The organism is Actinospica acidithermotolerans (genome assembly GCF_018139625.1).
Lineage (GTDB): Bacteria > Actinomycetota > Actinomycetes > Streptomycetales > Catenulisporaceae > Actinospica > Actinospica acidithermotolerans.
The window spans coordinates 1-25,746 of record NZ_JAGSOH010000077.1; the positions used below are offsets into that span (position 1 = coordinate 1).

Genomic DNA, 25,746 nt, shown 5'->3' on the forward strand with positions numbered 1-25,746 from the left:
GCCGGCCCACCGCCGACATCGTGAACAGCGCGGCGACCAGGAACGCGGCGAGCAGCACGCCGATGGAGAGCCACTTGCCCAGGTTGTTGGCGAGCGAGGCGGTCGAGGCGAGCGAGCCGGAGACCGAGTTCGCGAGCTCGGCCGAGGTGGAGACGGTCGAGCCGGAGGCGGTCTTCGAGATCTCACTGGCCACGGCGCTGATCTGGGTGCTGCTGGCCGCCTTCACGTAGATCGTGGTGACCTTGCCGGTCTCGCTGGAGATCTTCTGCGCCTCGGCCAGCGGAATGAAGTAGTCCTCGCTGGACGTGGTGGTCACGATGCCGACGACCTTGAAGCTGGTGCCCCCGAGCTTCTCGGTGCTGCCGACGGTGATGCTCTTCTGGGTGGCGTAGCTGGAGTTCACCACGGCGACGGCGGAACTCGCGTCGCCCGCGGCGAGGTCGCGGCCGGACTTCAGCGTCACCGACGACATCGGGCCCATGGACAGATCGCTGACGTCCACGCCCTGCATGGTGGTCTGGTTGAAGTTGAAGCTGCCCGAGGGCGGGCCGGCCGAGAAGCTGCCGCCGGAGCCGCTGCTGCCGCTGCCGCTCCGGGAGAAGCCGCCGGTACCGCCGGTGGACGAGGTGTCCGGCCGCTGGGTGAAGGACTGGGTCAGCGAGCCGCTGATGTTGAAGTCCGTCAGCGAGATGCTGCCGACCGCGCCGGAGACGCCGGACAGGGCCTTGATCTTCGTCAGGGTGGTCGTGGCCAGCGTGCCGGAGCCGGGCGCCAGCGAGGCGGTGTCCTGCGCGGCCTGGGTGGTCTTGGTGCCCGTCGTGCTCTGCGACTGGCCGCGGAAGTCGAAGCTGCCCGCGCCGCCGGATCCGCGGGTGGCGGTCTGCGTCACGGTGATGTCCGTGCCCACGCCGTACAGCGACTTCAGCACGTCGTTCTGGGCCACCTTGACACCCGACGACGCGGCGCTGACCGCGATGGTCAGGCCGATGCCGAGCGCCAGGCCGAGCGCGATGACGAGGGCTTGTCGACTGCGTCTGCGCAGCTCCCGGCCCAGGTAGGTGAAGAACATCTCTATGGTCCCTGATGAGTAGGTCGAGGACATGACATTACGACCTAGGAATGTGGACCCGATCCTTCGCGTGAAGTTAAGGCTCAATGAGAAAAGGATGAGTGAACCGGATCCTTATCTTATTCTTGGCTTAGTTTCAGGCTCGAAACGCCAGGTGGCGCGGGGACCGCGGAATCCGCGCTCCGGTATGCTGGCCGGATCGCGGCGCGCGGCCGGTCTGACGGGGAACGGGGGGCGAATCGGGTGCCTGGCGCAGAACGGGACGCGGTGCAGCTGGCGCGGGCGGAGCTCGCCGAGGCCGAGGAGGTGCTCGGTCCCGCCCACCCGCACTCGGTGAAGCTGCGCATCACGATAGCCGACGCGCTGAACTCGGCCGGCCGGTACGCCGAGGAGCTGCCGCTGCGCGAACGCGTCCTCGCCGATCTGATGAAGCGGCACGGGGCTGAGCACAATGATACCGCCGTCGCCGCGCACAACTACGGGTTCTGTCTTTATCGGAACGACCGCCCGGAAGAAGGCATCCCCTATATCGAGCGGGCCCGCCGGGATATCGCGCCTTTTGTGAAACCGCACGGCCCGGCGTTGTTCTTCCTGTGCCGCAATCTCTCCACGGTGCTGCAGGCGGCCGGGCGCACGGCTGACGCGATAGCACTGCTCGAGGAGATCAGCGACGAGAACCGGGATCTGACGGTCGTCGAGGCGAACGCCCTGCGCGGCGTGCGGGTGACGCTGGCCGACCTCTACCGCCAGGTGACCGGGCCGGGTGCGCAGCGGGCGCTGGCGAAGGGCGACGCGCTCTGGCAGGTCATCGTGCGGACGCAGGAGGAGATCGCCGGCCCCGACGATCCGCAGACGCTTCGCGACGTCAACCAGTTCGCCGTCTACTACGCGAACACGGGCCGCCAGCGCAAAGCGCTGCCGCTCTATCGGCGCGCACTCGAAACGCGCGAACGGGTGCTCGGCGCCGAGCATCCGGAGACGCTGCTTTCGCGCAGCAATCTGGGCATCTGCCACGCCGCGCTGAACGAACGCGAGTCGGCGGCCCGGCTATTCGAGCCGCTGTACGAGCAGCGGGCGCGCATTCTGGGCGAGGAGCACGAGGACACCCTCGACACTCTCGACCGCCTGGCCGTGTGCCTCTATCACCTGGACCGTTATCAGGATGCCGAGACGCATTTCGCGCACCTGGTCGTCCTGCGGGAGAAGCTCGGCGGCGAGGACGATCTCCAGCGCGCGACCTATCTGCACTGGCTGGGCTGGTCGCAGTACCACGTGCACCGCTACGGCCCGGCGATCGAGTCGCTGCGGGCCTGCCTGACCGAGCGCGCGCGAATACTCGGGCCGCACCACGCGGACACCGTCTCTGCCCGGCACGACGTCGGCGACTTCCACCAGTCGCGCGGCGAGTACGACGAAGCGATACCGCTGCTGGAGCGCGCGCTGAAGGACCGCGTGCGCATCCTCGGGCCCGACGACGCGGACACCGTCAACACGCGTTCCGTGCTCGCCAAGGCGCTGAGCGGCGCCGACCGCGACGAAGAGTGCGCGGACCGGCGCCGGGAGAACGTCGAGTCGCTGGAGCGCGTGCACGGCCCGGACGCCCCGGAGACCATCAAGGCCCTGCTCCACCTCGGCTACGCGGAGAAGAACGCCTACCGCTGTTCCGACGCGGCCGAGGCCTACTCGCGCGCGCTGGAGGCGGGCGAGCGCGCGCTCGGACCCGAGCACGCCGACACCGTCGAGGCGCGCCGCTGCCTTGCCTACCGTCACATGTGGGCCGGCCGGTTCGACCAGGCGCGGCCGCTGTTCGAGCAGGTGCTCGACAACTTCAGGCGCAGGCACGGCGACCGAGATGACAATACCCTGAACATTCGCTGGTCGCTGGCCCGCTGCACCGACGGATCCGGCCGGTGCGAGGAGGCGCTCGCGGAGTACCGGGCCCTGCTGGCCGACGCCGTGCGCGCGCTGCCTGAGAACTCCTCGATCCGCAAGACGCTCGGCGCGGACCTCTCCCGCGACGCGCCGGACGCCTGGCGCAACCGGCAGGTGCTCGAGGGACGCAGGCTGTGGCAGGTTGCCCTCGGCGCGGTGATCGTCGCCGAGGTGGCCGACCAGGGGCACGCCCTCGACACGCTGCACTCGAGCCGCTGGCTCGACGCCGGGAGCACCGCGGACTCGGTCAGCCGCTGGTGGGGCATCGGCTCCCGGCGGGAACTGCTCGACTCCCTGGAACGCCTGGAGGCCGTCGGACACCGCGGCTCGTTCGCACCGGACCTCGGCCACGAGCCGCTGGCGTGGGACATCGCCCGGTACGCCAACAACGTCCGGGACGGCGCCACCGTCGGCTGGCTCGGTGAATCAGAAGCCTGGGAGCTTCTGGATAAGATCACTGCGATGACGGTGCAGACGTACGACTCCTGGCATGCGTTCCTCGGCGACTACCTCGCCGGCCGGCAGCTGTGGGCGAGACTCGATCCGGACGACCCGGGATCCTGGCCGCTCCAGCACCGGCGGAAGGTCGAGGCCGTGCAGCGGCTGCTCGACCCGGCGAACGGCCGCAGCGTGTTCAACCGCGCGCCGTGGGGGGCCGCCTGATGGACGCGCCCATCCTCGACGTCTACGCGTACCCCGAGCCGTGGCGGGTGCCGGACGGGACGCTTGAGAAGATCACCAAGCGGGCCGCGGCGCTGATGAACGACCCGCGCGCCGACGGGCGGCCCGAGGTGGTGCGCGCCGAGCTCTCCCGGATCCTGGACTACCTGCTCGGCATCGGCGCCGTGCGCAGCGGCTCGCGGGTCGACGTGGAAAAGGAGATCCTCGGCTCGTTCTACGATCCGCCGCGCGAGCCGAAGCGGGAGCCCGCGACGTGGGCCGTGGCGTGCACCGAGTGGCGTCCGCCGCACAACTTCGACCTGCACTCGCCGGAGTGGTACCTCAAGCACCGGCAGGACGCGATCGGGCTGGCCGCGGACTGCGTGCGCGCCTTCGATCCGCTGATCCCGCTGCGCGAGCGCACCAGGGCGCTGCTGGCCCTCTACGCGAAGCCCGCCGCCGACCACACGGCCTTCCCGGAGGAGCAGCGCAGGCTCTGGGCCGCGGCGGCCGACGACCGGGCCGTGCAGGTCCTCCCGGAGCTCGCCGGGCCGATCAACCACCTCGGCTGGGTCGCCGACGGCGTCGTCGCGGCACACGAGTTCCTGCGCGCGGCGATCCCGGAGGCGCCGGAGTCCGCGATCGCCGGGCTCTCCGGGCTGCTGCAGGCCGCGGGCTACGGCACTCCCCCGGTCGAGCTCACGGCCGCGCTCGGCGACCGCGCGGCGCAGGTGCTCGCGCCGTGCGAGATCGGCAGCCCGGCGCAGTGGACCAAGCAGACCCGCTCGTGGCTCGCGCGCGCTGTCGCCGCAGGGCAGGAGGAGGCCGCGCGCACCTGGGTGGATATGGCGGTGCGCCTGGTGTGCGCCCTCAGGGGCCTGCCGAACGAGCCCGTCGACGTGGACGACTACGTGGTGCAGATCGGCGGGTTCACCTTCGACCGCGTCCGGCTGACCGAGGCGCGCCGCGCGACCGAGAACCCGATCGCGGCGCGCCTGGCGCGGCGCGGGCGCGGTTCCGCGGCCGGGACCGGGGCTGAGGCCGGGACCGGGGCCGCGGAGAAGCCGGCCGAGGGCGGGGAGATCGAGTCGCGGCTCATCGGGCAGCGGGAGGCGGTCGCGGCGCTGCGGTCGCTGGCCGCGCAGCCGCAGGACCAGCTCAAGGTCCTCATATCCGGCCCGGACGGCACCGGCAAGCACGATCTGACGCTGGAGCTGGCCCGGATGATGCGGGGCCGCGGGCTCAGGGAGGACCCGCTGTGGGTCTCCGACGCGATGTTCGCCCGGCAGGCCGACGCGGTCTCCACCTTCCACAAGCTGGCCCGCGAGTGCGTCGGCGAGCGGCTGCTGGTGATCGAGAACCTGGACCTGATCGCGCTCGACCCGCAGCACGGCGGCAGCCTCGCCGAGGAGCTGCACCGGCTGATCGACGTCCATCCCCGGCTGCACGTCGTGGCGCTCACCGAGGAGGACGGCGACGAGCAGATCCGCCGCATCAACCCGGCGCTCATGCAGCGCTTCGAGATCGTGCACACCCGGGCCTTCGACGAGCACGGATACGCGGAGCTGTTCACCCGCGCCGTGGAGGAGCGCGGCGGCACCGTGACCCGGCCGGCCGCCGTCGCCGCGGGCGCACTGCTCGCGCGCACGGCGCCCTACCGCAACCTGCGTAACGCGCGGCTGGCGCATCGGCTCGCCGACACGGTGCTCGCCGGGAAACGGCGCGACGGTGATGCCGACGCCCGCGCCGTGCGCAAGGCGGACATCCCGGCGCCCGGTGCGTTCCTCGTCGACGCCGACTCGGGCGACCCGCTGGCCGAGCTGCGCGCGATGATCGGCGTGGAAGAGGTCAAGGAGGAGATCGACCTCTGGCTCGCCCAGGCCGCCGCGGCCAAGCGCCGCCGGGAGAACGGGACGGTGCTGCCGGAGCCGGTGCGCCACCTCGTGCTGACCGGCAATCCCGGCACCGGCAAGACGCAGGTCGCGCGGCTCGTCGCGCAGATCTGCAAGAACCTCGGCGTGCTCTCCTCCGGGCACCTCGTCGAGGTCTCCCGGGTCGACCTGGTCGCCGACTACGTGGGCCAGACGGCCGCGAAGACCCGGCGGAAGATCCGCGAGGCGATCGGCGGCGTGCTGTTCATCGACGAGGCGTACGCGCTCGTCGGCGGGACGGGCAACGATTACGGCCCCGAGGCGATCAGCGAGCTGGTCCGGCACATGGAGGACTCGCGCGACGAGCTCGTCGTGATCGTCGCCGGCTACGAATCCGAGATGCACCAGTTCCTCGCGGCGAACCCGGGCCTCGCCTCGCGCTTCCCGACGACGCTGCGGCTGCCGGACTACACCGACGACCAGCTGCTGGAGATCCTGGAGGCGCAGGCGCGCTCGGCCGGGCTGAGCCTCGGCGCGGGCGTGCGCGAGAAGGTCGGCGGCATGCTGCTCAAGCAGTCGCGCGGCCGTTCCTTCGGCAACGCCCGGCTGATGCGCAACGTGCTCGACCGCGCGATGGCCCGTCAGGTGCGGCGCCTCTCGCTCATCGAATCCGCCCCGACACCCGAGTTCGCCGAGCAATTGCTCGCCGAGGACTTCCCGGAGACGCTCAGCGGCCGGATCCGCACCACCCCGCCCGGCGACCCGCTCAAGGAGCTCGAGGCGATGGTCGGGCTCGCGGACATCAAGCGCGAGGTGGCGATGCTGGCCGCCGGCGTCAAGGCGGAGACGCTGCGCCGCGAGGCCGGGCTGCCGGTCACGGCCCCGGCCCGGCACATGGTCTTCACCGGCAACCCGGGCACCGGAAAGACCGTCGTCGCACGGGCGATCGCCGAGGTCTACGCGCAGCTCGGCCTGCTCTCCTCGGGCCACCTCGTCGAGGCCTCGCGGGCGGACCTGGTGGCCGGCTACGTCGGCCAGACCGCGGCACGGGTCGCCGGCGTGGTCCGCCAGGCGCTCGGCGGCGTCCTGTTCATCGACGAGGCGTACGCGCTGACCCCGGGCGCGCCGTGGGACTACGGCCAGGAGGCCGTGGCCACGCTGCTGAAGCTGATGGAGGACAACCGCGGCGATCTGATCGTCATCGTGGCCGGGTACGAGGCGGAGATGGCGGGCTTCTTGACCAGCAATCCGGGTCTGGCCTCACGCTTCCCGCTGCACCTGCGCTTCCCGGACTACACCGACGCAGAGCTGGCCGAGATCTTCGCCGCGATGGCGTCGACGGCCGGTCTCACGCTGGACGAGCGCCTGCGCACGTCCCTGCTCGACCGGCTACGCCCCGTCCCCCGCGACACCGCCTTCGGCAACGCCCGCCTGATCCGCAACGCCCTGGAGCGCACCATCGCCCGCCAGGCCCTGCGCATCACAGAGCCCGGCTTCGACGGCGACATCGGCCTGCTGCTCGCGGAAGACCTCCCGGACTCGCTGGCCGCGGGGCACGGCCCGCTGCCGGGGATGTACCTGTGAGAGCGGCTGGGCGTCAGTTGCCCAGGTTGTACCAGCCCGGAGCGGAGCCGGTGAAGTCGTAGGCGTTCGTCACGGTGTTGACTTCGGACCAGCCCAACGCGCCCGTCACCGAGATCACGTAGGCGGTCATCACGAATCCGCTCGGGACGTCGCTCTTGACGTTCTTGTAGACGGCCATCACCCGGTACAGCAGTCCCTCCTGCCTGTCCGCCGGGACATGCCCGATCACCCTGTTCTCGTAGCTTTCCATGCCGGGGTTGTTGACTCTCCTGAAGCAGGGGACGATGTTGATCGTGTCGTTCCTGCCGCCGAACTGGGCGCCGATGAGATGGCACCTCTGGAGCATCGCGTTCGCGGCGGTGGCCGACAGGTGCCGGTCGGCTGCAAGCTTCTGGACTGCGATCTCGAACTCGTAGGGCGTGTCGGGATCGTTGATGTTAGAGATGACGCGGCCGGTGAAGCACGCGTCGTTGTTGAGGGCGATCTGCGAGCGGCCGGTGGTGTACCGGATCCAGTTGCTGCCTCTGGCGTCGGCGTTGGCTGGCTTGATGCGTTCGCAGAAGTTCTCGTCTTCACTGGGCGTCGGACTCGCCGCTGCCTGGTCGGACTGCGCCGGGGCGGGTGCGGGGTTCTGGGTCGGAGCGGTGGTGACCGGGTCGGTCGTGACGGACGAATAGGCGGAGGCGGTCACCGGCTCGTACGGGTTCAGCGAGTTCGGGTAGACGGTGCCGTAGGGCGTCGTGACGGTGTCCGAGGACGGGGACGTCCCGGTCGAGGCTGATTCCGCGGCCGATGCCGAGGCGGACGACGACTCCTGCGATGACGCGGAAGAGGATGACGTCGGCTGCTCGGACGGGCTGGCCGACGGGCTCGGCTGGGTGGACGTCCGGCTGCCGGGCGTGGTGCTCTCATCGGGCGACGGCTGGGTGGTGTCGATGCTGTAGGGGTCGGGCGAGTCGTCAGCATTCTGCTGCTCCTGCTCGACGTCCTGCACGAGCACCGCCACCTGGATCGTGGCGAGTGCCGTGACCAGGGCCTCGCCGGTGCAGTCCACGGTGTATTCGACCTCGGCGCCGCCTTCGGCCTCTGATTCGGCCTGGGCCTGGGCCTTCTTCTTCGCGGTCTCGCTCGCGACCTCGGCGCCGGCCGCGCCGTCGTCGCAGCTGATGGTACTGGTGGTGTCGAGCGGGAGCGTGGAGGCGTTTTCGCACCCGCCGGCGCTGATGCCGTCGACGGCGACCGTGGCCAGGAGCTGGGCGGTGACGCTGCCGCCGGTCACCTTCGTGTTCGATGACGTGCTGGACGCCTGGCCGGTCACGGTCGACGTGACGATGCAGCCGCCGTCGCCGCACGAGAGTTTGGCGTCGGACTGCTCGGTGAACGTCACGCCCTCGTCGGCGGCGGTGCTGAGCTGCTTCACGAAGGAGCCGAGTCCGTTGTAGATGCTGTTGACCTGGGCTGAGCCGCGCGGGGTCTGGGTGTCGACGGTGCTCGGCAGCGTCGCGACCGCGGCGTCCGCGTCCAGGGCGGCGAAGGTGCGGTGGGCGTGCTCGGCTGCTGCGGACGCCGCTGCGAACGCCGCCGCGGACGCCGCCGTGGTCGACGAGGTGGTCGGTGAAGTGGTCGACGAGGTCGTTGCTCGCTGGTACGACGCGTTGATCGCGCTCGCGTGGGCTGTCGTGGGCTTGGCCAGCCGGTCGAGCGTGGCGGGCAGGGCGCGCATCTCGGCGAGCGCGGTCGATGGCACGGCGCCGAGGGAACTCAGCGACGTGGTGCTGAGGGACGGTGTGGTTGAGGTCGTGGACGCTGCCGGGGTCGTGGACGATGCCGGGGTCGTGGACGATGCCGGGGTCGTGCTCGGGACGATGCGGAGTACGCGGTACGGCATGTCCTGCGAGACGTAGATCTCGCCGATCGGGGTCTCAGCCTCCAGCGCTGACGTGCCGTCGATCTTCGTGGCTTTCGCTCCGGGGGCCGGCCAGCGCGTGGACGAGTCGTTCAGCGCGGTCAGCAGTTCGTCGGAGAGCGCTGTCGGGGTCGGCAGGCTCGTGGTCGCGGTGGAGAACCCGCTCGTGATGTCGGCGTCGGTGATCCACCGGTTGGCCAGCAGGCCGGCCGACGAGCTGCCGCCCGCGTAGGAGTCGAGCAGGGCGGCCGGCGGCTTGAAGTACGTCTTGCCGCCCACGATGAGCAAGCCGAACTTCTCCCCGTCCACCACGATCGTGCCCGAGATCTCGCTGCTGTCGGTGACCCACGCCGTGACCGAGACGCCGGCCATGTCCGACGGCGTCTGGTAGCTGACCGCAGGGCTCTGCGACAGAGCGACGACGGCGCCGTAGAACGGCCCGCGCTGCTGAGGAGTCGTGACGGACGCTCCGGCCGGGTTCCAGCTCCCACTGCCCCCGACGCCGATCACGCTCACGAGCAGCGCGGCCACGCCGAGCGCGACCCCCACCGCAGGCCACGCTCCATACAGCGCGCCGCGCCACCCGTGCCCCCGCCGCTGCTGCGGTCCGCCGGACCCGCCTGGTGCGCCCGGTCCGCCCGGAGTGCTCGGTCCGCCGGAGCCGCCTGGTGCGCCCGGTCCGCCGGATCCGCCTGGTGCACCCGGTCCGCCGGACCCGCCCGGCCTGCCCGGTCCGCCGGAGCCGCCGCCCGAAGCCGCCGTCCGCTGCCAGTGTCCGTACGTTGCCATCGTGCCCTCCGCGCCGTCAGCCGCGCTCTCAGGGCTCGATTGTGAGCGAGCGCCGCAGGGACCGGTCCCCGGAGAGGCGGGAAGCGGCCGCGGCGGGCTACCGGGGCGGAGCAACGGAAAGGGCCGCTCGGACCCGGAGTGGGTACGGAGCGGCCCTCGGCCGTTCGCCACGCTGTGCGAAGCAGTGGGGTGCGGCGCTGTGCGGCGCCGCACCGGTGGCGGTGATTCGGAGCCTACGAGTGCTGGAGCACGTAGTTGACCTCGGGCCCGGCGGTCTTCGCGCCGAAGTTGGAGTCGGTCACCTCGGCGGCGATCGCCAGGTCCTTGCTGGGATCGAACACGATCATCCAGCCGTTCGGGTAGTTGTCCTTGTTCGCGTCGGCCTCGGCGGTGCCGGTCTTGCCGTAGACGCCGGAGCCGAAGCCCACCGCCGACGCCGTGCCGCTGGTGATGACCTCGCGCATCACGCTCCACAGCTGCGACTTCACCGAGGACGGCAGCGAGGTCGCGGTCGCCATATCGGTCAGCCCGGGCACCAGGTACGGCTGGTGGAACGTGCCGGTGTCCACCGTCGCCGCGACCGACGCCATCGTCAGCGGGTTCGCCTCGATCTCGCCCTGGCCGTACAGCTCCTCGGCCAGCTCCGAACCGCTCTGGTGCGAGGGCATGGAGAAGTACGAGCCCTTACCGCCGAGGCCGATGTCCCACTCCTCGTTGAGGCCGTAGTACGTCGTCGCGGCGTTCGCCAGCTTTCCGCCGGCCATCTGCTGCCACCACTGGGTGAAGGCGTTGTTGCAGGACTGCGCGAAGTCGGTGCTGAACGGCGTGGTGTTCGGCTCGAAATCCTCGGTGCCGGCCGAGCTGTTCGCGCTGGTCGTACTGTTGTGGATCTTCACGCCCTGCACGGTTTCGACGAGCGGACAGCCGACCTTGGTGTCGATGCCCTGCGGCAGCAGGCCGTCCACCAGCAGGCCGGTCGTGCTGACCACCTTGAACGACGAGCCGGGCGCGAGCGTCCCGGTCAGCGCCACGTCGCTGAGCCCGGCGCTGTTGGCCACGGCCAGGATCGCGCCGGTGGACGGCCGGATGACGACCATCGAGCTGCGCGGGAGTTCGCCGACCGCGCTGATGGCGAGGGCCTCCACCGTCGGGTCGATGGTGGTCTTGACGGTGGCCGTGCTCACGGCCTTCGACAGCACCTGCTTCGACCCGGAGACGACGTTGCCCGACGAGTCCTCAAGCGCGATCTCCAGGCCCGCGGTGCCCTGCGTCGACTTGGTGTTCTCCTTGATCGTCGCGGAGATGTTCTGCAGCGCCGTCTGCGTGCTCGCGGACAGGTCGGCGCCGGAGGAGTCGGTCACCTTCGCCGCGCCCGGCTTGACCGCGACCGCCACCGGGTGCGTCGTGGCGGTCATGCCCGGCACGACGAGGCTCGGATCCCACTTGATCCACCAGCCGCCGTCCTTCTTGTAGGCGGTCAGCTGCGAGGTGTAGGTCCAGGTGCCGCTGGCGTAGCTCGCCTTGCTCGTGCTGGAGCCGCCGCTGGCGACATCGGCCGCCACCGAGAACGAGACCGTGCCCGCGGCGGTCGAGGCGCCCGGCTTGATCTTCAGGCCGCCGAGGTTCAGGCCGGAGGTGTAGGAGCTGAGCGCGCTCTGCGCTGCGGCCGAATCGTCGGTGTACGACGCGGCCAGCTTGAAGTTCCCGCTCTGCCAGGCGTTCAGGAACACCGCCGCCGTCTGGGCGGCGGCGGCAGCGGGGGCGGTCGCGGTCGGCTGGAAGCCGCTGGGCGTCGGCGAGGCCGAGGCGCTGTGCGAGGAGCCGCCGGCGGTGTTGCCGCCGGGCGCCGCGCTGCTGTTCTGGCTCATGATCAGGACGGTGGCCAGGCCGATGATCCCGACCACGCCGATCCCGGTGGCCACGGCCACCTTCGTGCGCGGCGGCCGGCGCCCCGACTGCTCCGCCGCCCCGAACGGCTCACCGCCGGATGGGGTGAAGGGACCGGGCGACGGCGTGAACGGCCCGCCGTTGGAAGCGCCGAACCCGCCACCGTTGGACGAGGTGAACCCGCCGCCATTCGACGGCGTGAACCCGCCGCCGTTGGACGAGGTGAACCCGCCACCGTTCGACGGCGTGAACCCGCCGCCGTTGGACGCGAAGGGGCCAGGGTTCGGCGCGGGGGCACCGGGTGCGGCGGCGGGCAGCGCACCGATCTGCTCGGTGGGCGCGGCGGCGGACGGCGGCGCCCCGAACTGCTCGGTGGGCGCGCCGGGACCGATGCCGGGAGCGGGCACGGGCTGCTGAGGCTGGCCGTACGCCTCGCCGGACTGCTGCGGCGCCTGCGGCTGCTGAGGCACCTGCTGCGCGTACCCCGCGGGCTGCTGCGGCTGGGACTGCTGAGGCTGTTGCGGGGCCTGGGCCTGCCAGGCCTGCCCATCGGCGGGCTGCCGCGGCGGCTGTGCCTGGGGCTGCTGGGCGTAGCCCTCGGCCGGCTGCTGCGGGGGCTGCGGCGGCTGCTGGCCGTAGCCGCTCGGCGGGCCGGGCCGCTGGGCGTTGTTCCAACCTTCCGGCCCGTTGCCGGGATTCTCGAAGCTCACAGTGGAGACCCCTCCTGGTTATTCCCTCGGGGGGTTAAGACGTGTACGGGCCCCGGAACGTTGCGTCAATACGGCCGGCGCCGGCGACCTTTTCGCGCGATCCCCCGGACGGGCGGCGGCGCCGCGGCATTCGTGGCGCGCGTTCCATCGCGGGACGGCCGAATTCCGGCGGATCGAGGCGGCCGGCGCAATTCCCGGATGACGGCGGCGGGTCCGGTCCGGTCTCGCGGGTCGCGTCACGCGGTTCGGCCCGGCCGTCCCCGGCCGGGCGGCCGAAGTGGCCGGCCCGCCTTTCCGCGGGCAGTGGAAACCGCAGGTCCGCGCATTGTGAGCGGGCCTGCGGAGGCTTTACCGGCAGTTTGACCTCCCGAGCCCAGCAGGCCAGGATCGCCGAACCCTGTTAATCGCGCGTTAATGCCGGGAGGCCTGGACCCGCCCGGGGGACGGCGTTACGTTGGGTGGCGCAAGAAGCGCATCAGAATATTGATGCTCTACCCACACACTGCAACAAGGAAATACTGTGTCTACCCACATGATGAAGCGCATCGCGCTGCCCCGGCGGACCGCGGCGGCGCTGACCGCGGTGCTGGTGGCGGCGGGGGCCGGCGTGACCCTGACGGCGGGTCCGGCCCAGGCCGAGGTCTACGGCTCCTGCACGATCTCCGGCTGCGGCGACGCCGCGACGGCGGTGAGCACCTGGGAGTCCCTGGGGCTGCCGACGGCCCGCGGCTGGTACGACCTGTCCGACGGCGAGTGCGACTACGCGGGCGGCGAGTACTACAACGACGACGGCCAGCTGCCCGACGGCGACACCTACTACGAGTACGACGTGTACGAGCGCGCGTGCGGGGCCCACCGTGACGCGTACCGGATCGTGCACGACATCGACACCGACACCTGGTACTACAGCCCGGACCACTACAGCGACTTCTACCAGATGTCCTAGCCCGTACCAGATGTCCTAGCCCGGTGCGCTAGCCCGGGACGCTCAGGTGCCCGGGCCCCTTGCGGGGTCCGGGCATAATCGCCTCATGACGACGACGTCGAGCGCCGGCGAGATCGCGCGCGCAGTGCGAGCCGGGCAGCTGCGCCCCACGGACGCGGTCCGGCAGTCCCTGGACCGGATCGCGCGGCTGGAGCCGGGGATCGGCGCGTTCCGCACGGTCCGGGCTGAGAGCGCGCTCGCCGAGGCCGCGCAGGTCGAGGCGCGGGCGGATCTGGCCGAGCTGCCGCTCGCGGGCGTGCCCGTCGCCGTCAAGGACAACATCGAGGTCGCGGGCGAGCCGATGCGCAACGGCTCGGCGGCCACCGACGAGGCGCCGAGCGCCCGGGACCATCCGGTGACGGCCCGGCTGCGCGCGGCCGGCGCGGTCGTCGTCGGGCTGACGAACGTGCCCGAGCTGTGCCTGCCGCCGACGACCGACAGCGTCTACGGCATCGCGCGCAACCCCTGGGACCGCGGCCGCACGCCGGGCGGTTCGTCCGGGGGAAGCGCGGCGGCGGTCGCCGCGGGCATGGTGCCGTTCGCGCACGGCAACGACGGCCTGGGCTCGATCCGGATCCCCGCCGCGTGCTGCGGGCTGGTCGGCATTAAGCCGGGCACCGGCGTCGTCCCGGTGAGCATCGACGGCACGCCGGTCTGGGGCGGACTGTCCGAGAACGGCCCGCTGGCCGCGACCGTGCAGGACACCGCGCTCGCGCTGTCCGTGATGGCGGCCAATCCGGCTCTTGCCACGCTGGGCGATCCGGGCCGGCTGCGCATCGGCTTCTCCCTCCGCCAAGCCCAGGCCGGCCTGCCGATCGACCCGCAGTTCGTCACCGCCGCCAAGGCCATCGCCGCCGCGTTCGCGGAGATCGGGCATCCGGTCACGCCGCATACGACGCCTTATCCGCTGTGGCTGGGCAACGGCGCCGTCCGCAGCTGGTTCAGCTTCGCGGCCGAGACGTCCGGGCCGCTCGAGCGCGCCCGGCTCGATCGGCGCACGAGGCAGATGGCTGCGATCGGCCGCACGCTCAACTCCCTCCGCCTCGACGGCGCCGGTTCCCGGGCCAGGTGGCGCGACGGCGCCGCCGAGCAGTTCTTCGGCGACGCCGTCGACGTGCTGCTCCTCCCCGCGCTCTCGCAGCCGCCCGCGGCCGCTCACCGCTGGGGACAGCGCGGCGCCCTGCCGAACACGGTCACGAGCCTCAAGGTCGCCAGCCTCTTCGCTCCGTGGAACATCGCCGGCTGGCCCGCGATGAACGTGCCGGCCGGCGTCGACGACCGCGGCCTGCCGATCGGCGTCCAGCTCGTCGCCCGACCCGGCCACGAGCACACGCTGCTGAACCTGGCCGCGCAGTTGGAGGCCGTGCGCCCGTGGCCGCTGCGTGCGCCGGGGTTCTAGCCCAAGCACTCCTCCCGCCGCGAGATCCGCTCGCGGATCTCGGCGAGCACCTGCTCCGCGGGCCGGGCACCTGCGCGGCGGCCGTCGCGCAGGCGCAGCGAGACGGCGTCGTTCGCGGCTTCCTGCGGGCCGATGACCGCCTGGTACGGCACGAGGCGGGCCTCGCGGATGCGGGCACCGAGGCTGCCGCGTTCTGGATCCCGGAGTTCGGCGCGCAGGCCCGACTCCAGGCAGCGGGCGAGGACGGCTCGGGCCTGCGGGAGCTCGGCGTCGGTGAGCGGCAGAACGGCGATCTGGACGGGCGCGAGCCACGCCGGGAAGCTGCCGCCGTGCACCTCGATCAGGTGCGAGACGACGCGCTCGACGCTGCCGATGACGCTTCGGTGCACCATCACGGGCCGGTGCCCGGCGCCGTCCGCGCCGGTGTAGCGCAGGTCGAACTGCTCGGGCTGGTGGAAGTCGACCTGCACGGTGGACAGGCTGAATTCGCGACCGGCGCTGTCGTGCACCTGCACGTCGATCTTCGGCCCGTAGAACGCCGCCTCCCCCTCCGCCTCCTCGTAGTCGAGCCCTGACGATTTCAGGATCTCGCGGAGCAGAGCGGTCGAGCGCCGCCACATCTCCGGGTTCTCGACGTACTTGCCGCCGGGACCGGGCAGCGAGAGCCGGTAGCGGGCGCCCACGATGCCCAACTGGCCGTGGGCCTCCCGGATCAGCGCGAGCGCCGCCTCGGCCTCCTCGGCGACCTGCTCCGCGGTGCAGAAGATGTGCGCGTCGTTGAGCTGGATCGAGCGGACGCGGTTGAGGCCGCCGAGCACGCCGGACAGCTCAAGCCGGAACATGCCGCCGAGCTCCGCCATCCGCAGCGGCAGTTCGCGGTAGCTGTGCGCGCGGGAGCGGTAGATCAGCGCGTGGTGCGGGCACAGGCTCGGCCGCAGCAGAACCTGCTCGCCGCCGACCTCCATCGGCGGGTACATGTCCTGCTGGTAGTGGGACCAGTGCCCTGAGATCTCGTACAGCTCGCGCTTGCCGAGGACGGGCGAGTACACGTGCCGGTATCCGGCGCGCTGCTCGAGTCCGCGCACGTATTCCTCGAGTTCGTGGCGGATCACGGCGCCGTCCGGCAGCCAGTAGGGCAGGCCCGCGCCCATCAGCGGATCGGTGTCGAAGAAGCCGAGCTCGCGGCCGAGTCTGCGGTGGTCGTTCACGGTGGTCTCCCTGGTCTCGGGAGGGCGGGCGGCCTGCGGGAACGCGAGAACGGCGAAGCCCCGGGCGCTCGCCCGGGGCTTGCAGAAGATGACATTCGTCAGCGCGCCGGGACAGCCTCCGGCGTCGTCGTCTGCGGTGCGCGCTGCATCATGGGATGGACCGTAGCAGAGCGCCCGAAGACCCGCATCCCCTTAACAAGCGTTACCCGAATGATCTTGCGGAATATACATGAATGTGATATGCTGTCATATATTCTCCGGGAATTCCTGTTAGCCTCCGCGCTATGACCGAGAACATGCCCGGAATTCTCTATCCTGCCGCGAACGCCGACGGTCCGCGGCCCGGCCTGTTGCTGATCCACGGCGGCGCGGGGCTCGATGACCACGCCCGCGGGCAGGCCGGGCGCTACAGCCGCCTCGGGTACACGGTGCTGGCCTGCGACCTGTTCGGTCCGGGGGTCGCGGGCGATCGTGCGCGCATCATCGAGACGGTCACCGCGCTGCGCGACGATCCGGACCTGCTCGTGGCCCGCGGCCGCGCGGCGTTCGAGGCGCTGGTGCAGTCGTTCGAGACGGACGGCCGCGCGGCGGCGATCGGCTTCTGCTTCGGCGGGCTCGCGGCGCTCACCTTGGCGCGCGCCGGCCTGCCGTTGGCCGCGGCGGTGAGCATGCACGGCAGCCTCGCGACGCCGCGTCCGGCGGAGCCCGGCGCCGTGCGCGCGCGGCTCCTCGTCTGCCACGGGGCACGGGATCCGCACGTCCCGATGACCGATGTCGCCGCGTTCGCCGCCGAGATGACCAACGCCGAGGCCGACTGGCAGCTGAACGTCTACGGCCGCGCCATGCACGGGTTCACCCACGATCACGCCGTTCCCGGCGCGATCCCCGGCGTCGAATACGACCGCGAGGCCGACGAACTGTCCTTCGCCGCCGCGCGCGGGCATCTGGAGCGGTGCTTCTCCCGGTAATGATCAGTTGCCGCGTTCGCCGTGCCAGTGCGCGAGTTTTCCGGCGCGGCTGACGGCGCGGACCCGGCGCTCGGTGTCCCGGCGGACGCGTGACGCGGCGACGATGACGAGGCGGTCGCCGACCTGCAGCCGCGTCGTCGGGGCGGGGACGAAACCGCGGCCGTCCCGCACGACGAGGGACATGCTCGCGCCCTCGGGCAGCCGCAGCTCCCACAGTTCGACGCCGTGCAGATGCGAGCCCTCGGGGATCTGCACCTGGAGCATCACGGCGTGCAGGTCCTCCAGCGGCGCGGACTCGACGTCGAGTTCGGTCGGTTCGGCGGACGTGAGGACGCCGAGTCTTCGGGCGACGGCGGGCAGCGTCGGACCCTGCACGAGGGTGAAGCCGCCGACCACGAGGAATACGAGGTCGAACAGGCGCGAGGCCTGCGGCACCCGCGCGCTCATCGGGATCGTCGCGAGCACGATGGGCACGGCTCCGCGCAGTCCGGCGTAGGACAGGAAGGCCTGTTCCCGCCGGCGTATCCGCAGGCCGATCGTGGATATCAGGACCGCGAGGGGCCGCGCGACGACCGTCAGCACCAGGCCGATGACTATCGCGGGCACGATCTGCGCGGGCAGCCGGGAGGGCGCGGCGAGCAGGCCGAGCATCACGAACAGGCCGATCTGCGCCAGCCAGGCGATGCCCTCGGCGAAGCCGCGCGTCGCGGCGCGGTGCGGCAGCCGGACGTTGCCGAGGACCAGGGCGGCGACGTACACCGCGAGGAAGCCGCTGGCGTGCGCCGTCGAGGCCGCGCCGTAGCCCGCGACGATGATCGCCAGGACGGCGATCGGGTACAGGCCGGAGGCGGGCAGCGCGACGCGGCGCAGCACCTCGGCGCCGAGCAGGCCGAGCGCCAGGCCGATCGCGGCGCCGACGATCAGCTCGTAGACGACCTCGCCGGCGATGAACACGCCGGAGGGATGGTGCCCGCCCGCGCTCAGCAGCGTCACGGCGAGCACCGAGGGCGGGTCGTTGAGGCCTGATTCGCCTTCCAGGATCCCGGACAGCCGGGGTGGCAGCGGCAGTTTCCGCAGCACCGAGAACACGGCCGCGGCGTCGGTCGGCGCGAGCACGGCGCCGAGCAGCAGCGCCTGCCGCCAGGGCAGGTCGACGAAGACGTGCGCGGCGACGGCGACGATCACGGTCGTGATGCCGACGCCGACCGTGGCCAGCAGCAGCGCCGGGGTCGCGCCCGCCCGGGCGGTGTCCAGCCGCGTGGTCAGACCGCCCTCGGCCAGGATGAGCACCAGCGCGCTCAGCCCGAGCACCTCGGCCAGGCCCGCGTCGTCGAAGCGGATGCCGAATCCGGACTCGCCGAGCAGCAGCCCGAGGCCGAGGAAGACCAGCAGGCCGGGCAGCCCGATCCCGTGCGCGAGCCGGGCCGCGCCGATGGCCGCGAGCACCACGGCGGCGCCGATGAGCAGCAGCACGTCGAGGTTGGCGGGGTGCAATGATCGGCCCGTCGTCGAAGGTGAAGGTGAGGGTCCTCCAGGATAACGGCGGGGACGATCTCTGTCAGTGCTCGGCGCTCAACTGTGACCGTTCGCAGGTTGACTCTCACGCAGCGAGTCGCTTGCGGTGCCGCAGATGCCGGGGCGTGCCGGCGAGCGGCGGCGGGGGCACCACGAACACGGAGCAGTCCGCGTGGGCGATGCAATAGCCTGCGACGTGGCAGTGGGTGAGCCGGTGGAACACGCCGTGCCGGCCCGAGCCGACCACGATCAGGTCGTCCGGCTGGTCGGCGACGTCCACCAGGGCGGCGCCGGCCGGGCCGCGCACCACCTGCGGCTCGCAGTCGATGTCGATCGGGACCGCGCCGAGGCCCTCCTCGAACGCGGCGTTCAGCCGGTGCTCGGCGCTCTGCCACCAATCGCGTTCGAGTTCGGGGACCGGGCGCAGCCTCGCGGTGCTCTCGCCGCCGGGCGGCGTCCAGGCGAGCACCGGATACAGCGGAGCCCGCCAGGCTCGGGAGAACTCGACCGCGCGTCGCAGGGCGTGCAGACTGCCAGGAGACCCGTCGACGCCGACGATCACGCGGCCGATGCTGGTTGGCATCATGGCGTCCCTCCTACCAGGACGCCTTCAGTCTATCCGGGCCGCCGGTTTTCGCCACCGAGGGGCGCGCGAGGCTTTTCGTTCAGCGGTTGAGATAGGCCAGGACGGCCAGCACCCGCCGGTTGTCGTCGTCCGAGGGCGGCAGGTCCAGCTTGGCGAAGATGTTCGAGGTGTGCTTCGCCACGGCCCGCTCGGTGACGACGAGCTTCGCCGCGATCGCCGCGTTGGAGCGGCCCTCGGCCATCAGCCCGAGCACCTCGAGCTCGCGCGGGGTGAGGGTGCCCAGCGGCTCCTTCGCGCCGCCGTGCGCCAGCAGCTTCGCGATCACTTCGGGGTCCATGGCGGTTCCTCCGGCGGCCACCCGGCGCACCGCGTCGACGAACTGGGCCGCGTCGAAGACCCGGTCCTTGAGCAGGTAGCCGATCCCGCCAGCGCCGTCCGCCAGCAGTTCGCGGGCGTAGAGCTGCTCCACGTACTGGGAGAGCACCAGCACCGGCAGGCCGGGGACCCGGGCGCGGGCCGCCAGGGCGGCCCGCAGCCCCTCGTCGGTGAAGGTCGGCGGCATCCGCACGTCCACCACCGCGACGTCCGGCCGGTGCTCGATCATGGCCTCCAGCAGGCCGGGCCCGTCGCCGACCGCCGCGACGACCTCGCAGCCGTGCGCGATCAGCAGCCTGGCCAGGCCCTCCCTCAGGAGGTAGAGGTCTTCGCCGAGGACGACGCGCACGGGATCTCCAAGGTCACTTCGGTGGGGCCGCCGACGGGGGAACGCACGGCCATGACGCCGTCGAATGTACCGATCCGCCGCTCGATCCCGGCCAGTCCGCTGCCGGTCGAGCCCACCGTGGCGCCGCCGCGGCCGTCGTCGGTGCAGGTCACCCGCAGCCGGCCGTCCCGGTGCCACAGGTCGATCCGGACGCGGGTCGCGTGCGCGTGCTTGGCCGCGTTGGTCAGCAGCTCGCTGACCGCGAAGTACGCCGCCGACTCGACCGCGGGTTCGAGCCGTCCGGGCAGGTCGGCGGTGACGTCCACGTGCAGCGGGCTGTCCAGGGCCAGCGCGCGCACGGCGTCGCCGAGGCCGCGGTCGGAGAGCACCGGGGGATGGATGCCGCGTACCAGTTCCCTGAGCTCGGTCAGCGCCTTGGCCGAGGACTCGCGCGCCTCCGCCATCAGCGCCTTCGCCGCCTCCGGGTGCTGGTCGATCAGCGCCTCGGCGGCGCCGAGGTTCATGCCCATGGCGACGAGCCTGGCCTGCGCGCCGTCGTGCAGGTCGCGCTCGATCCGGCGCAGCTCGGCGGCCTGGGTGTCGACCGCGTCGGCCCGGGTCTCGGTCAGCCGGGCCACGCGGCGGTTGAGCGCGGCCTCGCGGGCCGTGGCGGTCGGGCCGAGCAGCACGGAGGTCCACCGCGCGTGCAGCCGGATCAGCGCCGGCCCGGCGTACGCGCCGCCGACCAGGAACGCGGCGCCGACCGGAAAGGCGGCCCAGCGCAGATTCGTCAGCGCGCCGGACTTCGAGACGTGCACGAAGGTGTACCAGTCGTTCATGCCCGCGTTCGTGAGCGTCGGCCAGAGGATGCCGATCACGAAGCCGTACACGCCGTAGAGCACCAGGCCCGCGGCGAAGCTCGCGATGGTCACGCCGACGACCGAGTCCAGGATCGCCCAGGCGAAGTCGCGCCAGGTCTGGGTGTCGCTGACCCGCGCGAGCAGCCGGCGCAGCATCCCGCCGAGGCCGGGCTCCGCGGCCAGCTCCGGCGGAATCGGCCGGTACGGCTCCTCTATCTCGACGCCGCCCCACTCCCGCGCCAGCCGCCTGGCCGTGTTCGCGGTGGAGCGCAGCATGGCCAGCGTGGCCGGCAGCAGCAGCAGTCCGACGCCCATCGACGAGACCAGCGAGCCCGCGGTCACCACGAGGCTCCACAGGATCGCGTTCCACATCCCGAAGCCGATCAGCGCCCAGCCCCGCAGCGGCGCCAGCAGCAGCCGCTCCTTCAGTTCTCCCATGGCTCCAAGTCTCGCGGTCGCGCGGCGCGCGCGCACTGGCCCCAGGCACCCGGCCTGGGGTGTACTCAGTGCCACCCCCAAGACACCGGTTGGCCGGATGTCGATGCTGACGTCCCGTCAATAGCGTGGTGTCCGAGCCGGTGACCTGCACCGGAATCGGAAATCCCAGGGGGATGGACACCATGGCGCACAGACGCAGGCCCGCCGCCGCGCTCGGCGGCTGGAGCGCGGCACACCGCAAGACCGCAGTGTTCGGCTGGCTGTTCTTCGTGATCCTCGCGACGGTGATCGGCGGCGCGGTCGGGCAGAAGCAGCTCACCGATGCGCAGCAGGGGGTGGGCGACTCGGCGCGGGCGGTGCAGATCCTGCAGGACGCCGGCATCTCCGACCCGGCCTCCGAGATGGTGCTGGTGCACAGCACGACGCAGACGGCCGACGCCGCGACCTACCGCGAGGCCGTGGACCAGGTCCTCGCCGCCGTGCGCGGGACCGGGCAGACCGACAACCTGCAGAGCCCTTATGCGACGGGGCTGATCTCCAAGGACCGGCACTACGCGCTGGTCGAGTTCGACATGACCGGCGACGCGTCGAGCGCCGACGGCCGGGTGCAGCCGGTGCTCGACGCCGTCGCGAAGGTGCAGGCGGCGAATCCCGGCCTGCGGATCAGCGAGGTCGGCGACGCGTCCGGCAGCCACTGGGTGAACGAGACGCTCGGCACCGATTTCAAGCGCGCCGAATGGACCGCCGTGCCGCTCGCCTTCGGCATCCTGCTCGCCGCCTTCGGCGCGCTGATCGCCGCGGTGCTCCCGGTGCTGCTCGCGGTCACGGCGTTCATGGCGGCGCTCGGCCTGCTCGACCTGATCTCGCACGCGGTGCCGCAGTCCTCCTCGTCCAACTCCGTCATGCTGCTGATGGGCCTGGCGGTCGGCGTCGACTACTGCCTGTTCTACCTGCGCCGGGAGCGCCAGGAGCGCGCGGCCGGGCGTGACCCGAAGGACGCACTCAGCGTCGCGGCGGCCACCTCGGGCCACTCGGTGCTGGTCTCCGGCCTGACGGTGATGGTCGCGATGGCCGGCATGTTCATCACGGGGATGCACATCTTCGAGGGCTTCGCGCTCGCCTCGATCCTGGTCGTGGCCATCGCGATGGTCGGCTCGGTCACGGTGCTCCCCGCGCTGCTCGCGATGCTCGGCGACCGGATCGACTGGGGCCGGCGCAAGTCCAGGCGCCACCGTCCGGCCAACCCCGACGGCGGCCGGGTCTGGAACGCCACGATGGGCAAGGTGCTCGACCACCCCAAGGGCTTCGCGACCGCCGCCGCGGCCTTCCTGATCCTGCTCGCGCTCCCGGCGCTCGGGCTGCGCACCGCGTCGCTCGACGTGAACCAGCAGCTGCCCGCCGCCTCGCCGCTGGTGCAGACCTACGACGCGATCAGCGCCGAGTTCCCGGCCAGTCCGGCGCCCGGCATGATCGTGCTGCAGACCCCTGATGTGAAGTCGAGCGCGGTGGTGGAGGGGATCGCCGCGTTCAAGTCCGAGGCGGCGGCGGACGGCGCCCTGGGCTCCGGTCCGGTGCAGGTGACCTCCTATCCGGCACAGCACGTGGTGAAGATCCTCTTCCCGGTCGCCGGACAGGGCCGCGACGCGCGGGCCATCGCCTCGCTGAACACGCTGCGCGGCACGGTGGTTCCGCACACGCTCGGCGCGATCCCGCACACCACGGCCCTGGTCGGCGGCAGCCTCGCCTTCAGCACGGACTTCAACGGCCGGCTCGACGCCACCATCCTGCCGGTGTTCCTGTTCGTGCTCGGAGTCACCTTCCTGGTGATGCTGCTCGCCTTCCGCAGCTGGGTGATCGCGGCCACCGCGATCGTGCTGAACCTGCTGTCGACCGGCGCGGCGTACGGCGTGATGGTCGCGATGTTCCAGCACGGCTGGGGTTCGGGCCTGATCGGCACGAAACCGGTCGGCGCCCTGGAGTCCTGGATCCCGCTGTTCGTGTTCGTGGTCCTGTTCGGGCTCAGCATGGACTACCACGTGTTCGTGGTCTCCCGGATCCGCGAGGCGCACGACCGGGGCCTGTCGACCAAGGACGCGGTGGCCCAGGGGCTGCGCGCCACGGCTGGCACGATCACCAGCGCCGCGGCGATCATGGTGGCGGTGTTCGCGGTGTTCGGCACGCTGAGCATGCAGGACTTCAAGCAGCTCGGCGTCGGCCTCGGGGCGGCGATCCTGCTGGACGCGACGGTGATCAGGGTGCTGCTCCTGCCGACGGTGATGACGCTGCTGGGCGAGCGCAACTGGCGCCGCCCGCGCCGCGGCCGCGACGAACCCGCCCTAGATCTCGAGGGCGCAGCGCGCGGCGCCGATCAGGCCGGCATCCCGGCCTAGGGTCCCCGGCAGCGCCTTCACCCGCTGCACGAAGCCGAGGGACGCGCGGCGCTTGAGGTGGGCCCGGAGCGGATCGAGAAGCACCGGGCCCGCCGCCGCCACTCCCCCGCCGATGACGACGACGTCGAGATCCACCAGCGCGGCCGCGCCGACGATTCCGCAGGCCAGCGCGTCAGCCGCCCGATCGAAGGCGGCCCGCGCCACGGAGTCGCCGGCGCGCGCGTCGTCCGCCAGCTCCTTCGCGCTCGCGCCCCGCCAGCCGAACTGCGCCGCCCAGCGCACCATCGAGGGCCCACTGCCCAGGGCTTCCACGCACCCTGTCATACCGCAGGCGCACAGGACCGGCTCCAGGTCGGTCGGCATGTGCCCGAAGTGGCCCGCGTTCCCGGTCGGCCCCGGATAGGCGCGCCCCCTCAGCACGAGGCCGCCGCCGACGCCGGTGGACACGACGATGCCCAGCATCGCCTCCGCGCCGGCGCCCGCCCCGCGCCAGTGCTCGCCGACGGCGGCGGCCACCGCGTCGCCCACCAGCACGGTCTCCGCACCCGGGAAGGCTTCGGCCACCGTGTCGCACAGCGGGAAATCGCGCCAGGACGGGATGTTCACCGGGCTGACCGTTCCCGCGACCATGTCCAGCGGGCCGGCCGAGGCCAGCCCGATCGTGCGCGGGCGCTCGTTTCCGAGCACCGTCTTCGCCAGTTCGATCAATGTGTCGGCGACCGCGGAGGACGGGGTCGGGATCTCGCCCCGGCTCATCACCCCGCCCTGCTCGTCCACCACTGCGGCGGCGAGCTTCGTGCCGCCGATGTCGATCGCCAGGATCGGTGCGTTCGCGGTCACGGCGTGGTCCTCTCGGAGCGATTCGGGTTCACGGGCTCAGCAGCGTCGTGAGCTGGGGTGCGAAGGCGCGGTGGAAGACGAGCGAGGCCGCGCCGACCGCGCCGGCGCTGCTGCCCGCCGGAGAGAGCGAGACAGGGGCCTTATGCACGCGGCGGGCGATCGGGCGGACGGAGAGCGCCTCGTCGATCGCCTCGCGGTAGATCTCGCCGACCGGGCCGAGCGCCGGGCCGCCGAGCACGAACAGCTCCACGTCCAGCATGTTCGCGACGCTGACCGCGACATCCGAGAGGTACCCGGCGACCCGGTCCACGACGGAGCGCGCCAGCGGATCGCCGTCGGCGGCGGCGCAGATCGCGTCGTGGTCCACCGTCGCCGGATCACGTTCGTACGCGGCGGCGAGTGCTCCGCCGCCGCCGTCCGCGAGCAGCTTGTGCGCGTCGGCGACCATCGCATCTGGGCACGCGACGGCCTCGAGGCAGCCGCGGTTGCCGCAGTAGCACTGCGGACCGGCCGGCGCGACGGTGATGTGGCCGAGCTCGGCGGCGTTGCGATAGGCGCCGCGGAAGACCTGGCTGCTCAGGAAGAGCCCGCCACCGATGCCAGTGCCCATATACACGTATACGAAATTGCCGACGTTCTTCGCCACCCCCGACCACCGTTCGCCGATCGCGGCGGCCGTGGCGTCGTTGTCCAGCGTCACGGGCAGTCCCGTGGCCTGCGCGAGCAGCTCGCCGAGCGGGACCTGCTCCCAGCCGGCGAGCCGCGGCGGGTAGAGCACCAGGCCGAGATCCTGGTCGATCGGCCCCGGGCACGCCAGGCCGACGCCGAGCATCTTGCGCTGCGGGACCCCGCCGTCGCGCACCACCTTGCGCACGGCCTTGGCCATCAGCGCGACGGCCTGCCCGGGCCGCACCGAGTGGTGTATCTCGCGCCGCGTCTCCGCGACGACTGTGCCCGCGAGGTCGACCAGTACCGCGTCGATCCAGCCCGGGTCGAAGTGCAGGCCCACGGCGTAGCCCGCGGTCGGCTCGACCCGCAGCGTGGTGCGCGGCTTGCCGCTGCCGGACGGCCCGGCCGAGGGCCGCGCGCCGTCCTCGCGCACCAGGCCGTCGGCCAGCAGCCGGCGCACGATCACCGAGATGGTCTGCGCCGTCAGCCCGGTGCGCTGCGCGAGCTCCACGCGGCTGGTCGTCCCCGAGGACCTGATCGCGTCCAGCACCACGTTCTGGTTGTAGCTGCCCACCTTCGGCAGGTTGGTTCCCGCCTGCTGCCGCATCCGCACTCCTGACCTTCCCGACGCACTCCGAAGAGTTTGTACATCAAATGGATTTACGAAGGAAGCCCGGGGTCCGATCCGGGAGTCGCTTTACCGTTTATACACCGATTCGCCCGTAAAAGATGGGATTTCCAATAACGATTCAGTAGCGGCGATGAGCGGCCTTGACT

The 25,746-nt window shown here is 71.8% G+C and carries 16 protein-coding genes; 6 read left to right on the top strand and 10 right to left on the bottom strand.

Features of this window, described 5'->3' with window-relative positions; genetic code table 11:
* Positions 1-1,102 (bottom strand): ABC transporter permease (locus KDK95_RS22875; RefSeq protein ID WP_212520309.1); only part of this gene is annotated, 1,102 nt, incomplete at its 3' end.
* A 210-nt stretch (positions 1,103-1,312) separates the two neighbouring features.
* Between KDK95_RS22875 and KDK95_RS22880 the strand changes: the two genes are divergently transcribed.
* Both KDK95_RS22880 and KDK95_RS22885 read left to right on the top strand, forming a co-directional pair.
* On the top strand, positions 1,313-3,664 hold the full coding sequence (locus KDK95_RS22880; protein WP_212520310.1) for a tetratricopeptide repeat protein: 2,352 nt from the start codon (positions 1,313-1,315) through the stop codon (positions 3,662-3,664).
* Positions 3,664-7,116 carry an AAA family ATPase gene (locus tag KDK95_RS22885; protein ID WP_212520311.1) on the top strand — a complete coding sequence of 1,151 codons (3,453 nt, stop codon included), beginning with the start codon at positions 3,664-3,666 and terminating at the stop codon, positions 7,114-7,116. The genes KDK95_RS22880 and KDK95_RS22885 overlap by 1 nt, the downstream gene beginning before the upstream one ends.
* 13 nt (positions 7,117-7,129) lie before the next feature.
* Here the strand turns inward: KDK95_RS22885 and KDK95_RS37465 are convergent, their stop codons facing one another.
* Positions 7,130-9,571 (bottom strand): DNA/RNA non-specific endonuclease, encoded by a 2,442-nt coding sequence (locus KDK95_RS37465; protein WP_212520312.1) that lies wholly within the window; start codon positions 9,569-9,571, stop codon positions 7,130-7,132.
* Between the two features lie 473 nt (positions 9,572-10,044).
* Entirely contained in the window at positions 10,045-12,408 is a 2,364-nt protein-coding gene (locus KDK95_RS22895) for an NTF2-like N-terminal transpeptidase domain-containing protein (protein ID WP_212520313.1), read from the bottom strand.
* A gap of 520 nt (positions 12,409-12,928) precedes the next feature.
* Here KDK95_RS22895 and KDK95_RS22900 point away from each other — a divergent pair.
* The gene (locus KDK95_RS22900) at positions 12,929-13,354 is read left to right on the top strand and encodes a ribonuclease domain-containing protein (protein WP_307844580.1); all 426 of its coding nucleotides are present in this window, start codon (positions 12,929-12,931) and stop codon (positions 13,352-13,354) included.
* A gap of 85 nt (positions 13,355-13,439) precedes the next feature.
* Complete coding sequence (locus tag KDK95_RS22905) at positions 13,440-14,792, top strand: amidase (RefSeq protein WP_212520314.1); 1,353 nt, start codon at positions 13,440-13,442, stop codon at positions 14,790-14,792.
* Here the strand turns inward: KDK95_RS22905 and thrS are convergent.
* Complete coding sequence (gene thrS / locus KDK95_RS22910) at positions 14,789-16,000, bottom strand: threonine--tRNA ligase (protein WP_212520315.1); 1,212 nt, start codon at positions 15,998-16,000, stop codon at positions 14,789-14,791. The genes KDK95_RS22905 and thrS overlap by 4 nt on opposite strands.
* A 284-nt stretch (positions 16,001-16,284) precedes the next feature.
* On the opposite strand from thrS, the gene KDK95_RS22915 reads away from it, so the two are divergent.
* Positions 16,285-16,968 (top strand): dienelactone hydrolase family protein, encoded by a 684-nt coding sequence (locus KDK95_RS22915; protein ID WP_212520316.1) that lies wholly within the window; start codon positions 16,285-16,287, stop codon positions 16,966-16,968.
* Positions 16,969-16,971: 3 nt separating this feature from the next.
* Here the strand turns inward: KDK95_RS22915 and KDK95_RS22920 are convergent, their stop codons facing one another.
* The 4 genes from KDK95_RS22920 to KDK95_RS22935 all read right to left on the bottom strand — a co-directional run bounded on the left by KDK95_RS22920 (position 16,972) and on the right by KDK95_RS22935 (position 21,070).
* Positions 16,972-18,462, bottom strand: coding sequence for a potassium/proton antiporter (locus tag KDK95_RS22920; RefSeq protein ID WP_212520317.1), 1,491 nt, complete (start codon positions 18,460-18,462; stop codon positions 16,972-16,974).
* A gap of 106 nt (positions 18,463-18,568) precedes the next feature.
* A complete protein-coding gene (locus KDK95_RS22925; RefSeq protein ID WP_212520318.1) occupies positions 18,569-19,069 on the bottom strand; it encodes a universal stress protein in 501 nt (166 codons plus the stop codon).
* Positions 19,070-19,148: 79 nt separating this feature from the next.
* Positions 19,149-19,793, bottom strand: coding sequence for a response regulator transcription factor (locus tag KDK95_RS22930; RefSeq protein ID WP_212520319.1), 645 nt, complete (start codon positions 19,791-19,793; stop codon positions 19,149-19,151).
* Positions 19,757-21,070 (bottom strand): sensor histidine kinase, encoded by a 1,314-nt coding sequence (locus KDK95_RS22935; protein ID WP_212520320.1) that lies wholly within the window; start codon positions 21,068-21,070, stop codon positions 19,757-19,759. Before KDK95_RS22935 ends, KDK95_RS22930 begins: the two co-directional genes overlap by 37 nt.
* 182 nt (positions 21,071-21,252) lie before the next feature.
* Here KDK95_RS22935 and KDK95_RS22940 point away from each other — a divergent pair, with 182 nt between their 5' ends.
* On the top strand, positions 21,253-23,460 hold the full coding sequence (locus KDK95_RS22940; RefSeq protein WP_212520321.1) for an MMPL family transporter: 2,208 nt from the start codon (positions 21,253-21,255) through the stop codon (positions 23,458-23,460).
* Here KDK95_RS22940 and KDK95_RS22945 read toward each other — a convergent pair.
* Positions 23,407-24,300: an ROK family protein gene (locus tag KDK95_RS22945; protein ID WP_212520322.1), complete on the bottom strand. Its 894-nt coding sequence runs from the start codon at positions 24,298-24,300 to the stop codon at positions 23,407-23,409. The two genes, KDK95_RS22940 and KDK95_RS22945, sit on opposite strands and share 54 nt — an antisense overlap.
* Positions 24,301-24,328: 28 nt before the next feature.
* A complete protein-coding gene (locus KDK95_RS22950; protein WP_212520323.1) occupies positions 24,329-25,576 on the bottom strand; it encodes an ROK family transcriptional regulator in 1,248 nt (415 codons plus the stop codon).
* Positions 25,577-25,746: the final 170 nt, after the last annotated feature.